Raw genomic sequence first — 14495 nt, 5'->3', positions numbered from 1 at the left:
AACCCATGGCACAGCTCGACGGCAAGTACCAGCTCGCTCCGTTGTCGATCGTCGAGATCCGCCGCCGGATCGCGGCGCGCCTCGTCGGGCGAGAGCACGAACTCGACTTGCTGTTGGCTGCGGTTGCAGCCGGGCGGGACCTCCTCATCGAGGGTCCGCCCGGCACCAGCAAGAGCACTCTGCTCGGCGCCATCACTGCCGAGTGGAACATCCCGCTGCTCTTCGTCGAGGGCAACGCGGACCTGACGCCCGCCCGAATCGTGGGCCACCACAACCCTGCCCGAGTTCTTCGCGAGGATTACAGCGAGGACAACTTCGTGCCTGGGCCGCTCGTCGAGGCCATGCGTACCGGTGGGTTTCTGTACATCGAGGAGTTCAACCGTGCACCGGAAGACACCTTGAACACGCTGCTCACCGCGATGGCAGAGCGACGCATCGCCATCCCGCGTGTCGGTACCGTGCACGCCCTCCCGACGTTCCGTTTGATCGCATCGATGAATCCCTACGACAACGTCGGCACGACACGATTGTCGACGAGCGTGCACGATCGGTTGTGCAGACTCGCGATCGGGTACCAGGATGCCGAGGCGGAACGTGGAATCGTAGGACTACGAACCGAATCCGACTCCCCGCGCTTGATTGCAGATTCGGTGGCGATCACCCGAGCCACGCGCGAACACGAGGACATCACGCAGGGCAGCAGTGTGCGCGGCGCGATCGATCTGACCCTGCTCGCGGAGCAGTTGGCATTGCTCCGCTCCGTCGAACTCCCCGCGAGTACCGACGTCGAGCCCTCTCGTGATCTACCGGCGAGCTACCAGCAGGTCATGCTCGACGCGCTCCTGCTCGCACTGTCCGGACGCATCCACGTCGACGAGACATCGGATGCGACACCGGAAATGATTCTGCGCTCCATCTGGGAGGACCACTTTTTGCTCCGCCCCGCCGCAGCGGCACCCGGTTGAAGAGCCGTCACTGCAGACTCACCGGTCCGAAGGCCCGGAAACCGAGGCACCGGCGGCGCCTTGAAGCCGTTGCGGCGCAAGCCGAAACAACTCACCGAGTCGCCGTCGCTGTTCCGTCCCGGCGGTGGGGCGGGAGCAGCGCTGATCGCCGACGGACATCCCGGGCCGGGGAAGGCAGCCGGGGAGAACAACCCGTCGGCGCCGGGGTTCACCGAGGAGACTGCCGAGGTGATCGCACTCGCAGACGCCACCGCGCAAGAATCTGCATCCGACGCCGCAACCCGAGCACTCGCTCGAAAGATCGCTGCTCGCCTGGCTGTTCGACGTCCCCGTCGCGACACTCATGCCCGACGAGGGGTCGGTGAACTGACCTCACTCCGATACCGGGGCAGCAGCGACGAGATCGACCTCGACCGCACGCTCGATGTGCTCGCTGCCATTCCGATGCCGGAAGACGACGACATCGTGGTACGAGAACGACTGCACACCAAGCGGTCTGTCGTTCTCGTCGTCGACATCTCCGGATCGATGAAGGGCGAACGAGTGCGGACGGCCGCAGCGACCGTCGGCGCACTCGCTGGTGAACTGAATCGCGACAACCTCGCCGTGGTCGCATTCTGGTCCGACGCAGCCGTTCTCACGCGTTTCGGTGACCCGATGACTCCTCTCGGAATCCTCGATACCGTCCTGCGGATTCCTGCCCGCGGTCTGACCAACGTCCAGTTTGCGCTCGACACCGCGGCCGGGCTGCTACGGACAGTGTCCTCACCGGACTCGCGAGTGGTTCTGCTTTCCGACTGCGTGCACAACGCCGGGCCCGATCCACGGCCCACCGCGGCGAGGATTCCGCGCCTGGACATCCTGCTCGACACCTCGGGTGAGAACGACGTCGACCTCGGCCGTGATCTCGCTCGCCTCGGGCACGGCCGCATCAGGGTCATCCGCACTTATCGTGACGTCGGCCCCGCGCTCAGCGCACTGTTCGAGCGTTGACCGTATGGTGCCCGCCACCATGACCCTTCTGGGCCAATGGAACTGGCGGGCACCATACGGTCATGAATCACTTCAGACGCTGAACAACCATCGCCATGCCCTGGCCGCCGGCCGCGCACATGGTCTCGACGCCGATCTCCTTGTCGCCCCACGAGAGAGCGTTGAGCAGCGTCGCCGTCATCCGGGCTCCGGTCATACCGAACGGGTGCCCGAGTGCAATAGCACCGCCGTGCACGTTCACCCGATCGACGTCGACTCCCAAGTCGCGGTAGCTGGGAATGACCTGTGCAGCAAAGGCTTCGTTGATCTCGAACAGGTCGACATCGCTGACGTTCAAGCCCGCCGAAGCGACGGCCCGACGGGTAGCTTCCACCGGGCTCAAGCCCATGATTTCGGGAGATATTCCGGAAACCGAGGTCGACAGGATGCGCGCGAGCGGCTCGATCCCGAGATCCTTGGCGCGCTGCTCGGACATGATGACCAGGGCCGCTGCGCCGTCGTTGACCGGGCAGCAGTTGCCTGCTGTGACAGTTCCATCCGGCCGGAAGACCGGCTTGAGCGTCGACAGCGAATCGACGTCGACACCGGCGCGGGGGCCGTCGTCGCGAGAGACCGTCTGTCCGTCCGGAGTCTGGACCGGGGTGATTTCACGATCGAAGAATCCGGAAGCGATGGACTCCTGAGCGCGTGCCTGACTGAGCGCGGCGTATTCGTCCTGCTCGCGACGGCTGATGGAACGAAGGCCTGCAACGTTTTCCGCGGTCTCGCCCATTGCGAGGTAGACATCGGGGAGAAGCCCTTCCTCGCGAGGATCCGTCCACGTGCTGCCTGCCTGCGCCGCAGCGCGCTCTGCGGGTGCAGCAAACTTGCTGTTCTTGGTATCCGGCATCCCGTCGGACTTACCCAGTCCGAAACGCGAGACCATTTCCACGCCACCGGAAATGAAGGCGTCGCCTTCGCCGGCGCGAATGGCATGGAACGCCATCCGAGTGGTCTGAAGGCTCGAGGCGCAGTATCGCTGCACCGTGGTACCGGGCACGGTGTCGTAGCCGAGAAGAACGGAGATCACGCGAGCGAGGCCGTAACCCTGCTCGCCTGCCGGCTGCGCACAACCGATCATGATGTCGGTCAGTTCCCGCGGATCGAACGCCGGGATTTTGTCCAGTGCAGCATGAATGATGGTGGCGGCGAGATCATCGGCGCGAAGATCCCGCAGTGATCCCTTGCGTGCGCGCCCGATCGGTGAACGGGCGGCGGAGACGATGACAGCTTCGGGCACGTGGGGCTCCTGAAAGTGGATTGAGTCGAAATCGATGGTTGAGCAAAGGCAGTGCGAGCGTTCAGGCTCCGTACACAGGTGTCGGCGGTACGGCGCCACCGATCAGCTCGTCGACGACGGGTCCGAGTTCCTGCGGATCCCAACGGGCACCCTTGTCGATGACGGTTCCGTGGCGCCAACCGTCGGCGAGAGAGACCTTGCCGCCCTCGACCTCGAAGACCCTTCCGGTGACATGAGCGGAAGCAGTGCTGCCCAGCCACACGACCAAGGGAGAGACGTTCTCCGGCGCCATCGCGTCGAAGCCTTCCTCGGGCGCCGCCATGGTCTCTGCCATCGCGCCTCCCGCACCGACGGTCATGCGAGTACGCGCAGCGGGTGCGATCGCGTTGACGGTGATTCCGTACCGAGCGAACTCGGCTGCGGCCTGGATGGTGAGCGTCGCGATTCCGGCCTTGGCCGCCGCGTAGTTTCCCTGTCCGATGCTGCCCAGCAGGCCTGCACCCGAACTGGTGTTGATGATGCGGGCATCGACGGCATTGCCTGCCTTCGCCTGTGCGCGCCAATAGGTGCTGGCATGACGCATCGGCGCGAAGTGGCCCTTGAGATGCACTCGAATGACCGCATCCCACTCTTCTTCGCTCATCGTCGCGAGCATGCGGTCACGCAGAAATCCACCGTTGTTGACGAGAACGTCGAGACGTCCGAAGCCGTCGAGGGCCGTGTTCACGAGCCGCTCGGCACCGTCCCAGTCAGCGATGTCGTCTCCGTTGACCACAGCTTCGCCGCCTGCGGCCCGAATGGTGTCGACGACCTGCTCGGCCGGGCTCTCCCCCGTCGGACGTCCGTCTTTGCCTGGGTCGAAATCGTTGACGACAACTTTGGCGCCTGCGGCCGCGAAAGCCAAAGCGTGTGCACGCCCCAAACCGCGGCCGGCTCCGGTCACGATTACAACGCGTCCCTCGAGCATGTCATTCACGTGTATGTCTCCTTGACGTTGCTGACGTGGAAGTCGATCGGTCGAGCTGCCGACAGCTCTCATGATTGCCGTGTTAGCGTACCAAGCAAGTGCTTGGTTGTTCAATCTGCCATTCGGCAACGAAATACGCTGAGCCTCCTCGATAGGATAATCTGCCAAGCAAGCGTTAGGTTAGGAGCCGAATGATCGAAGGACCGAGCACGACACCGGCAGCGCTCACGCGCGCCGCCGAGAACCATCCCGACCGTCTCGCGATCATCGACGGCGTTTTCAGCCTGACCTTCGCCCAGCTGCACGAGCAGGTAGAAGCATTCGCTTCCTCGCTCATTGCCTCCGGGATCGAAGCAGGTGCGCGCGTAGCGATCTGGTCGCCGAACACCTACCACTGGATCGTGGCAGCGCTCGGTACCCATTGGGCAGGCGGCGTCGTCGTTCCCATCAACACCCGCTACACCGGCACCGAGGCCGGCGACATCATCGAACGGGTACACGCCGCGGCACTCGTCGTGGTCGGTGACTTTCTCGGCACCGATCGACTCGATCGACTGCAGGAGGCCGCACCGGAGTTGCAGGTGCCCGTCATCGTGCGAATCCCACTGAGCGGCACCGATCAACCGAAGACCGGCGTCACCGACTGGGACGAATTCTGCACCATCGGTACCGCCGCGTCCCGCGCAGAGGCCCACGTACGCAGCGCAGCGGTCGACGCCGAATCCGTCTCCGACATCTTGTTCACTTCGGGCACCACCGGTCGCAGCAAAGGCGTGCTGAGCGCGCATCGTCAACTCATGTCGGTGGCGCAGTCGTGGGCCGAGAACGCCGAACTCACCGCAGAAGACAATTACCTGATCATCAATCCGTTCTTTCACAGTTTCGGATACAAGGCAGGTTTCGTCACCGCGCTACTCGCCGGAGCCACAGTGGTACCGATGGCAGTGTTCGACGTGGAGGCCGTCATGGCCATCGTGTCCGAGCAGCGGATCAGCGTCCTCCCCGGCGCGCCGACGATCTACCAGAGCATTCTCGATCACCCCCGGCGTGCCGACTACGACATGTCCAACCTTCGAATTGCGGTCACCGGTGCGGCCCCGGTCCCGGTGGCTCTGGTCGAGCGCATGCAGAACGAACTGTCCTTCGATGCCGTCCTCACCGCATACGGTCAGACCGAAGCGGTAGTTGCAACGATGTGTCGTAGCGACGACGACCCTGTCACCGTGTCCACCTCGTCCGGACGCGCCACTGCAGGTTTCGAAATCCGCATCGGCGACCAGGACGAGATCCTTCTGCGCGGCCCCAACGTGATGCTCGGTTATCTGGACGATCCCGAGGCGACGGCCAAGACCATCGACTCGGACGGATGGCTGCACACCGGCGACGTCGGAGTCCTCGACGACCGTGGCTATCTCGATATCACCGACCGTCTCAAGGACATGTACATCAGCGGCGGATTCAACGTGTACCCGGCCGAGATCGAAGCAATGTTGCTGCGACTTCCCGGGGTGTACGAGGCCGCGGTGATCGGTGTACCCGACGAGCGGATGGGAGAGGTCGGCCGCGCCTATGTCGTCCTGAGCCCTGGCAGTGATCTGTCCGAGGAGACGATCATCTCGTTCTGCAAAGACAAGCTGGCCGGCTTCAAAGCGCCCCGGTCGGTGCAGTTCACCGAATCTCTACCTCGGAACGCGTCGGGCAAAGTACTGAAAAATGAGCTGCGCGAGAAGAAGTCGTGACTCGATAGCAAGAGCATGAATAAAAGACCGGGAGGGTGGCAATTGCCACCCTCCCGGTCTTTTTCGTTCGGTCCGAGAATTCTCAGAACTCGATTTTAAGCCTGTCACTCACCGGGCGTGCTTGGCAGGCGAGGATGTATCCCTCTTCGATGTCGGCAGGATCGAGTATGGACGAATTGCCCATCACTACTTCACCGTCGAGGACACGGCAGGCGCACGAACCGCATTCGCCCTCTCTGCACGAGTACGGCACGTCGAGATTCTTGGACAACATCACGTCGACGAGCGTTGCGCTACGCGGCCAGGCTATCTCGTGAGATTCACCGTCCATCTCGACCTCTACCGACGCAGGTGCGGGCCCGTCGGTAGCGTCGAGTGCGCTCAGCTCTTCGATCACCGGCGCGAAAGGGTCTCCGGTCAGCGAGACGAAAATTTCCGAGTGGATCTTGCTTCGCGACGCACCGGCGGTCGTCAGCGACTCGTGGATGGCGTCCATGAACGGCTTGGGACCACAGATGTATGCGCGGCGGTCGGTCCAATGCTGCGACAGCGATGCCAGTTGGCCGATCGTGGGTCGACCCTGCACGGATTCCAACCAGTGGACGATGGTCAGTCGATCGTCGAACTCGGCAGCCAAGTCTCGTAGCTCCGCAGCAAAGATGATCGAGTTCTCGTCACGATTGGCGTAGAGCAGCGCAACCTTGCCGGTGCCCTGGTCGAGAAGGGATTTCAGGATCGACATCACCGGGGTGATGCCGCTGCCTGCCGCGAAGAGCGCGACGTCTTCGTCGAGGTCCACCACGGTGAACACCCCAGCCGGGGGAAGCACTTCGATGCGATCGCCGACAGCGACGTTGTCGCACAGCCAGTGCGAACCGAAACCACCATCGGTACGTTTGACCGTCACCTTGAGGAGTTCGTCGGTGAACGGCGAGCTCGCCAACGAATAGCAGCGCGCCACCGAGCCTTCGCGATCACTCGGAATCCGCAACGTCAGAAACTGTCCCGGCTTGTACTTCAAGCGCTCCCGACTGTCGGTCGGTACGTCGAAGACCAACGAGCGCGCGTCCGCGGTTTCCTCGACTACGGCAGCAACTGTCACCACCACCGACCGTGAACTGTGCGGCGCCTCGACTAATGTCATCGCGTTCGTGCCCTTTCCGATGCGAAAAATATCCAGGCTGACTATACTGGCGCCTCTGGGCAGGTTCGACGCGTTCCCGCTGTGCGAGACTCGGCCGGAAGAGAAATCATCCCCAGCGCGACTGTCCGCCGTCGAGGGGAATCGTGGCTCCGGTGAGATAGCCGGCATCGTCGCTGACGAGGAACAGCACAGCGCGGCCGATATCGGCTTCCGGGTCACCGACCCGGCCGAGCGGAATACTCTCGACGAACTCGGCAGCCTCCTGCGGATTCTTCTCCATCCACCGTTCGAGAGCAGGGGTCTTCGCGTGCGGGGCCACGGCCAGAACGCGGATTCGGTCCTCGCCCCATTCGCAGGCCGCGGACCGGGTGAGCGCGCGCATGCCTTCCTTGATCGAGGCGTATGCACCGTAGTTGCTCGCATCCCAGCGCACCGAAGCCGCGGTCACCATATTGATGATCACTCCGCCCCCACGCGCCTTCATATGTGGGTGGCACAGTTGCATCAAGCGCAAAGCTGCCAGGGGCCCCGATGCGAAAGATCTTTCGTAGTCTTCGTCGACGATCGACAAAATCGGTCCGGGCTTGCAGTCGTTGGCGTTGTTCACCAGGATGTCCACTGAACCAAGGGCACTCACGGTCTGTTCCACAGCGGCGGTGATGTCGCCACGATCTTTCACATTGCAGACAACAGCTTCGCTACGCACTCCGATGTCGGTCAGCATTGCGCAGGTGTCGTGCAGTTTGCTTTCGGTGCGGCCGGCAACGGCAATGGCCGCACCTTCCTTCGCCAAGGCAAGTGCGATACCTTGGCCGATACCTTGACCCGCACCCGTGATGAGTGCAACCTTGCCGTCGAGCTTTCCCATTTTCACTCCTGATTATCTAGAATCGAATTTTTCTTTACTGTTTGTAGTCAGACCGGAACCGAATACGTTCTCATCGAAAAATCGGTAATTCAACCGATTCCGCCATCATCGAAGAAGGATTCATTGTGACTGCCCCTCGAGCTTTCGACTTCTCCCATCGCAGCATCGTCGTCACCGGCGGAACGAAAGGTATCGGCTTCGAAATCGCCACCGCGTTCTTGGCGGCCGGTGCTGACGTAATGGTCTGCGGCCGCACCGTTCCCGAGACGTTGCCGAGCTTCGACGGACGCAGTGCGAAGTTCCGTGCAACGGACGTCCGCGACCCGGCCGACGCCGCCGGATTGATCGAGGATGCAGTCGCAGCCCACGGCCGACTCGACGTTCTGGTGAACAATGCCGGAGGCTCACCGGATGCCGATGCTGCCACCGTCTCACCACGATTCGTCGAAAAGATCGTGGCATTGAATCTTCTCGCGCCCTTCAACGTGTCGCAGGCCGCCAACGCGGTGATGCAGACGCAACCCGAAGGTGGTTCGATTGTCAACATCGGCAGCGTCTCCGCGCACGATCCGCAACCCGGAACTGCTGCTTACAGTGCCGCCAAAGCCGGTCTCCTGGTGCTCACCAAGGCCCTCGCGCTGGAGTGGGCCCCCAAAGTACGTATCAACCACATCACGACGGGACTTATCCGCACCGACAGCGCCGCCGCGGTGTACGGCGACGATGGCGGTGCGGCTGTAGTTCGTACCCTTCCGATCGGCCGAATGGCCGTTCCCCAGGACATCGCCGGAGCGTGCCTGTTCCTCTCCAGCGAGTGGGCGTCGTACGTCAACGGAGCAGACCTTGCGGTGCACGGAGGCGGCGAGTACCCCGCCCGTTACCTGGCGACCCATCCCTGACCTCGGTCGCTCATTTTCCCGAGTGAGAGTGGAACCGCGCACGGGCCCCGGCGATGACCGGTTGCCCGTCGCGGACCAACTCGAAGGCGGTGCCGTCGGTCTCGTCCCACGAGAGCAGGTCCGGTGAGTCGCCCGGGAACAGCGGGGCCGCGAAACGTCCGCTCACGCTGGAGAGGTCGGCCGGGTGAGCACCGAGCCTGCGGGCCAGTGCGAGGGTGCTCGCTGCCAGAGTGCAGAGTCCGTGCATGATCGGTCGCGGCTGACCGATGGCCTCGGCCGCCTCGGGGTCGATGTGGATATGGTGGCGATCGCCGGTGAGGCGGTACAGCGCAGTTTGATTCGCGCTGGTGCGGAGCACATCGGTCGAGGAGGGACTCTGCTCGGGTCGGGTCGTTTTCGCCGGCCCACGCTCACCGCCGAAGCCGCCTGATCCCGGCGCGAAGATTGCCCAGGTTGCCACGAAGAACGGCGATTCGACCTTTACCTCGAAGACGGCCGCCGCGCCCTTGTCCCACACCTCGCCCACCGATGCCTGCATGGTGACCGAACCGCTCGTGGGTAGCGGGGCGATGACCTCCATGCTTTGCGATCCGTGAAGTGCGGTGGTGGTATCGAAGCCGCCACGTGAGCCCAACTCGTCGGGCGCCCATTGTGCAAGGGTCAACGCGAAGGTGGGCAGAACACGAAGGTTCTTCTCGAAGACCAGATCCAACTCGCCGGCCTCTGCTCCCACCGCCAGCGCATAGAGGATGGCGTCCTTCTCTTCGTAGGACACCGTCCGGGTGCCGAGATCCACGCCTTTCCACTGATCCGGGGTCATGGGGGTCTGCTCGGTCGGGCTCATTGCTCGCGTCCTAGGATCAGCCCACTGGTGGGCACGGCTGTACCGGCAGTGACCAGTACATTGTTCACTTCGTTCGGTTGAGTGGTCGACGTCCCACGCAGTAGCCGCACGGCTTCGGCGATACCGTTCACCCCGTGTAGGTAGGCCTCCCCCAGCTGGCCGCCGTGCGTGTTGGTGGGCAGGGATCCACCGATGTCGAGATTTCCTTCGCGAATGAAATCCTTCGCCTCTCCTCGCCCACAGAAGCCCAATTCCTCCAACTGAGGAAGCACCAAGGGAGTGAAGTGGTCGTAGAGGATTGCGGCGGAAATATCCGCAGGCGTCAACCCACTCTGGCCGTACAGCTGCTTAGCCACCACTCCCATTTCGGGGATGCCGGTGATCTCGGGCCGGTAGTAGCTCGCCATCATGTGCTGATCTCGACCCGATCCCTGCGCAGCACCTCGGACGATGGCCGGGGCATGCTTCAGATCCCGTGCACGCTCGGCAGAGACGATGACCAATGCTTGCCCCCCGTCGGTTTCCTGGCAGCAGTCCAGCAAGTGCAGCGGCTCGGCGATCCATCGAGAATTCTGGTGATCTTCGAGTGTGATGGGGCGGTTGTAGAACCACGCGGCGGGATTGACCGCGGCATGTGCCCGGGCCACCACGGCGACGCGGCCGAAGTCTTCACTGGTCGCGCCGTATTCGTGCATGTAACGACGGGCGAACATCGCAACCCACTGAGCGGGAGTCGACAAGCCCTGCGGCGTCAGCCACGCGTACGCGGCTCGATCGGCCGTACTGTCCATCGGCCGGTCGTGCTGGCCCAAGCCGTAACGGGTACCGGATCGCTCGTTGAACGCGCGATAGCAGACGACGACGTCGGCGACGCCCGTGGCGACCGCCATCGCTGCCTGTTGCACGGTGGCACATGCGGCCCCGCCGCCGTATCCGATGCGTGAGAAGAACTTCAGTTCACCGAGACCGGTATTGCGAGCAACGATCGCCTCGCCGTTGGTCTCGGCAGTGAAGGTGGACAATCCATCGACCTCGGAAGGATCGATACCGGCATCTGCCAAAGCTGCGACGATGGCCTCGCAAGCGAGCTGAAGTTCACTGCGCCCGGAATTCTTGGAGAACTCGGTGGCACCGATTCCGACAATGGCTGCAGCACCGGACAACTGGTTACTCATCGAGCACCCGGGGATTCATATGCCACGGTCACAGTCCCATTGACGTGTTCACCGAGACTGTTGCGGCCGCGCACTGTCACCTCGATCGTGTCGCCGTCCTTGCCGGACACCGTTCCACTCAAATGCATGTCGTCTCCAGGATAGTTGGGCGCCCCGAGCCGGACCTTGATTCTTCGCACGGTCGCAGCAGGGCCCGCCCACGCGCTGACGAACTGTCCCACCAGACCATTGGTGGTCAATATGTTCATGAAGATGTCCTTCGACCCACGCGCGACCGCCTGTACGGCGTCGTGGTGAACGTCCTGGAAGTCGCGGGTCGCAAGCGCACCTGCGACGATCAGTGCCCGCGTGATCGGCACGATCGATTCCGGTAGTTCTTCTCCCACTGCACAATCACTCAGGGCTCGCACACTCACCGCGGGGCTGCTCATGCGATGACCTCGACCCCGGTTGCCAAGAGGTCGCCGAGCCTGTTTAGGTCGGACGCCGCTCCTCCCAGTGTGGCGCCGATCTGCTTGCCCCACAGCAGATAGCGGTGAATCGGGTAGTCGGTGTCCACGCCGATCCCACCGTGTACGTGCTGCGTTCGGTGCACGACTCGCGCTCCGGCGTCGCTGGCCCACCACTTGGCGACCAACACCGACGTACCCGGGTCCTCCCCCGCCGACAGCAGCCAGGCCGCCTGCCAGAGGGTGACACGCATGGCTTCGATGTCGATGTAGCAGTCCGCGAGCTGATGCCCCACCGCTTGAAACGTGGCGAGCGGTCGGCCGAACTGAACTCGCTCGTTCAGATACGCCACCGCCTGCTTCACTGCACTCTCGGCTACACCCAACTGCACTGCAGCCAAAGCGATTTCGGCGTAGGACTCGATCTTCCCGACGGCACTACCATCGGCTGCACCGAGAATATCGACGCGCGCGCCCTCGGCAGTGATATCGGCACAGAGTTCGTGCGTCGTGGATTCGTTGTCCCGGCGGCTCACACCGTCGGCAGACGGATCCAACAGGAAGAGGGCAGGGCCCGAGGACGTCTCGGCAGAGACCACAACTCGTGCGGCGACATGTACCGACGGGACTGCAACCTTCGATCCTGTCACCCGCCAGACGCCGTCGACCTCTGCGGCAGTCATGGACGGTGCACCGCTACCGAAAGGCCCGAAGCCTTCCAGCCCGATTGTCAGAATCTTCGAACCATCGGATGCGGCGGGAAGCCACTCGTTCTTCTGATCCTCGGTTCCGAATTCGCCGATGACCAATGCGCTCACCAGGTGTGGCCACAACGGGACCGGTGCAACCCGGCGGCCCTGTTCGACGAGCACGACGCAGAGTGCGGAGAAATCGAGGGCGCTTCCGCCGAATTCTTCACTGACCGCGATGCCGAGCACACCGGTGCGGCCGAGCTCGTCCCACAGTTCCCGATCGAACCGCTCCGCCGAGGCCTCCACGGCCACGATTCGGTCGGTGCTTGCGCGCGCTCCGAAGACATCGGCGGCAAGTTCGCCGATCGTTCGCTGCTCTTCGCTGAAACTGAAATCCATCAGTGCTCCTGAGATGAAATAGGCCGGAAGGCAGGCAAAGTCAGATCCGAGTCGGCGTCGATCCACGTCAACTCGACGGCCATGTCGATGGTGACGTCCGCGGGCTCGATGCCGGTCATATTGGCGACCAAGCGAGTGCCCTCCTCGAGTTCGATGACAGCGACGATCAACGGATAGTCGAAGGCATCGATCTGTGGATGGTGGTTGACGACGAAGCTGTACACATGACCGCGCCCTGACGCATCCACGGTGTCCCAGTCGGTGGATCGGCACTGTCCACACATCGGACCGGTCGGATGTCGAAGCACACCGCAGGAAGCGCATCGCTGGATCACCAAGCGGTGTTCGAGGGCGGCTGCGAACCAGAACGCATTGTCGTCGTTCAGCGCCGGACGAGGTCGCAGGGCGCGAGCAACGGCTTTCTCCGCCGGCCGGTACCGCAACGTACGCCACCGCTGTGTGCCGACGACCATGCCGTCGGTATCGCGATATGTCTTGAGCGTGGTGATGAAATGTCCGACGCCCAGCCCGGTCTTCTTCTCCTCGGAAATTGCTTCGACAACTTCCGACACCTGAAGATGGTCACCTGGACGTAGCTCTCGGAAGAACTCCATATCAGAATCGGTGGCGACCACCGAGGTGAATCCGGCGTCGTCGAGGATCGCGATCAGGTCGGTCCAGGTCGGCGAAGGGTCGACTCCGGACATCTTGTCCGTGTAGGACTTCATCGTCCACACCTGGAGCATGGCGGCGGGTGCGACCGAACCGTCGGCATGCTTCGGATCCTCGCCCCCCATGACCTCCGTCCAATGTCTGATCATCGGCGCGTTCACCGGGTCCGGTCCGAGTGTCGGTGGGACCAACACTGCGCCCTCGAATTCGCGTAGGCGCGCGCTCACCTCGATCATGCGTTCCTCTTGGCGCGAACGAGGCCGAGGCCCATCGTGCCGACCATGTCGCGCAGGACTTCGTTGACCCCACCGCCGAAGGTGTTCACGACGGATTGCCTGGAGATTTGTTCGATCTGGCCGCCGAGAACTGCACCGGGAGAACCGGGCCGAAGACGCCCCACGGCACCGAGGATGCCCTGCAGTGCGCGATAGACCTCGATGTGCGTTTCCGTGCCGTAGGTCTTGATGGCGCCCGCGTCCGCTCCGGACAACGTGTCCTGTGCGACGGCAGCGGCCATCTTCCAGTTCATCAGCCGCATCGCCTCGAGCTTGGCGTGGGTACGGGCGAATTCGATTCGTACCCAAGGAATTTCGAGTGCACCGTTGTCTCGAGCCCAGTCGAATACCTGACGCCAGAGACCGAGTGTTCGGCCGCCGAGCGCAGCGAGGCCGATCCGTTCGTGGTTGAGCTGCGCGGTGATGAGCTGCCAGCCTCCGTTGATCTCGCCCACCACTTCGGCGTCCGTGATGCGAATATCGCTGTAGTACGTCGAGGTGACCATCAATCCACCGACGGTGTTGATGGGCGACCAGCTGAAGCCCTCGTCGTCGGTGGGCACGATGAGAATCGAAATTCCGCGATGCTTCGGAGCTTCCGGGTCCGTGCGGGCTGCGAGCCACACGTAGTCGGCCGTGTTGGCGCCACTGGTGAAGATCTTGTTGCCGTTGACAACCCAGTCCTCACCGTCCCGGACTGCCTTCGTCCGCAGCGACGCGAGATCCGTGCCTGCCTCGGGCTCGGTGTAGCCGATGGCGAAGACGATCTCGCCGGCCAGAATGCCGGGCAGAAAGCGTTCTTTCTGCTCTTCGGTACCGAATTTCATCAGCGTCGGACCGACGGTGTTGACCGTGACGAACGGGAACGGCAATCCGGCCCGCTGAACCTCGTCGAAGAATACGAACTGATCCTCGGCAGAACGTCCCTGGCCGCCGAACTCCACGGGCCAGCCGATTCCGAGCCATCCGTCTTTGCCGAGCAACCGCACTATCTCCCGAAAGTGCTCACCGCCGACCCCTTGCTCTCCGGCGACGCGTCGCTTCTCCGGTGGCAGCAGCTCCGCAAAATATGTGCGTAACTCCTGCCGGAGAGCGCTCTGTTCTGGTGTTTCCTTGAGATCCATCTCAATACTCC

14 protein-coding genes are annotated in these 14495 nt (G+C 63.0%); 4 read left to right on the top strand and 10 right to left on the bottom strand.

Annotated elements, in window-relative coordinates; all coding sequences use genetic code 11:
- The first annotated feature begins 5 nt into the window (after nt 1-5).
- Nucleotides 6-965, top strand: a complete 960-nt coding sequence (locus BJD99_RS14295) for a MoxR family ATPase (RefSeq protein WP_084347685.1) — start codon at nt 6-8, stop codon at nt 963-965.
- 69 nt (nt 966-1034) lie between these two features.
- Nucleotides 1035-1958: a VWA domain-containing protein gene (locus tag BJD99_RS14290; protein WP_084348054.1), complete on the top strand. Its 924-nt coding sequence runs from the start codon at nt 1035-1037 to the stop codon at nt 1956-1958.
- Nucleotides 1959-2025: 67 nt separating this feature from the next.
- On the opposite strand, the gene BJD99_RS14285 is transcribed toward BJD99_RS14290, so the two are convergent.
- Entirely contained in the window at nt 2026-3237 is a 1212-nt protein-coding gene (locus BJD99_RS14285) for an acetyl-CoA C-acetyltransferase (RefSeq protein WP_084347683.1), read from the bottom strand.
- A gap of 61 nt (nt 3238-3298) precedes the next feature.
- Entirely contained in the window at nt 3299-4204 is a 906-nt protein-coding gene (locus tag BJD99_RS14280; RefSeq protein ID WP_373270550.1) for an SDR family oxidoreductase, read from the bottom strand.
- Nucleotides 4205-4395: 191 nt separating this feature from the next.
- Between BJD99_RS14280 and BJD99_RS14275 the strand changes: the two genes are divergently transcribed.
- Nucleotides 4396-5943 (top strand): FadD3 family acyl-CoA ligase, encoded by a 1548-nt coding sequence (locus BJD99_RS14275; protein ID WP_084347679.1) that lies wholly within the window; start codon nt 4396-4398, stop codon nt 5941-5943.
- 82 nt (nt 5944-6025) lie between these two features.
- Here BJD99_RS14275 and BJD99_RS14270 read toward each other — a convergent pair whose 3' ends face one another.
- Together BJD99_RS14270 and BJD99_RS14265 are read right to left on the bottom strand one after the other, a co-directional pair.
- Nucleotides 6026-7087 carry a ferredoxin--NADP reductase gene (locus BJD99_RS14270; protein WP_084347677.1) on the bottom strand — a complete coding sequence of 354 codons (1062 nt, stop codon included), beginning with the start codon at nt 7085-7087 and terminating at the stop codon, nt 6026-6028.
- A gap of 106 nt (nt 7088-7193) precedes the next feature.
- Nucleotides 7194-7955, bottom strand: a complete 762-nt coding sequence (locus BJD99_RS14265) for an SDR family NAD(P)-dependent oxidoreductase (RefSeq protein ID WP_084347675.1) — start codon at nt 7953-7955, stop codon at nt 7194-7196.
- A gap of 125 nt (nt 7956-8080) precedes the next feature.
- Between BJD99_RS14265 and BJD99_RS14260 the strand changes: the two genes are divergently transcribed.
- Nucleotides 8081-8854 carry an SDR family oxidoreductase gene (locus tag BJD99_RS14260; protein ID WP_084347673.1) on the top strand — a complete coding sequence of 258 codons (774 nt, stop codon included), beginning with the start codon at nt 8081-8083 and terminating at the stop codon, nt 8852-8854.
- A 10-nt stretch (nt 8855-8864) separates the two neighbouring features.
- Here BJD99_RS14260 and BJD99_RS14255 read toward each other — a convergent pair whose 3' ends face one another.
- From BJD99_RS14255 to BJD99_RS14230, 6 genes are read right to left on the bottom strand one after another with little or no spacing between them, the layout of a single operon-like run.
- The gene (locus BJD99_RS14255) at nt 8865-9698 is read right to left on the bottom strand and encodes a MaoC/PaaZ C-terminal domain-containing protein (RefSeq protein WP_084347671.1); all 834 of its coding nucleotides are present in this window, start codon (nt 9696-9698) and stop codon (nt 8865-8867) included.
- A complete protein-coding gene (locus BJD99_RS14250) occupies nt 9695-10873 on the bottom strand; it encodes a lipid-transfer protein (protein WP_084347669.1) in 1179 nt (392 codons plus the stop codon). Before BJD99_RS14250 ends, BJD99_RS14255 begins: the two co-directional genes overlap by 4 nt.
- A complete protein-coding gene (locus BJD99_RS14245; protein WP_084347667.1) occupies nt 10870-11304 on the bottom strand; it encodes a MaoC family dehydratase in 435 nt (144 codons plus the stop codon). Before BJD99_RS14245 ends, BJD99_RS14250 begins: the two co-directional genes overlap by 4 nt.
- Nucleotides 11301-12413 carry an acyl-CoA dehydrogenase family protein gene (locus tag BJD99_RS14240; protein ID WP_084347665.1) on the bottom strand — a complete coding sequence of 371 codons (1113 nt, stop codon included), beginning with the start codon at nt 12411-12413 and terminating at the stop codon, nt 11301-11303. Before BJD99_RS14240 ends, BJD99_RS14245 begins: the two co-directional genes overlap by 4 nt.
- Nucleotides 12413-13321, bottom strand: a complete 909-nt coding sequence (locus BJD99_RS14235; RefSeq protein WP_084347663.1) for a Zn-ribbon domain-containing OB-fold protein — start codon at nt 13319-13321, stop codon at nt 12413-12415. The genes BJD99_RS14240 and BJD99_RS14235 overlap by 1 nt, the downstream gene beginning before the upstream one ends.
- Nucleotides 13318-14484, bottom strand: a complete 1167-nt coding sequence (locus tag BJD99_RS14230) for an acyl-CoA dehydrogenase family protein (RefSeq protein ID WP_084347661.1) — start codon at nt 14482-14484, stop codon at nt 13318-13320. The genes BJD99_RS14235 and BJD99_RS14230 overlap by 4 nt, the downstream gene beginning before the upstream one ends.
- Nucleotides 14485-14495 lie beyond the last annotated feature (11 nt).

It is taken from the genome of Rhodococcus sp. 1163, assembly GCF_002091985.1.
Lineage (GTDB): Bacteria > Actinomycetota > Actinomycetes > Mycobacteriales > Mycobacteriaceae > Rhodococcoides.
This window is presented reverse-complemented; position numbering and strand designations above follow the sequence as displayed.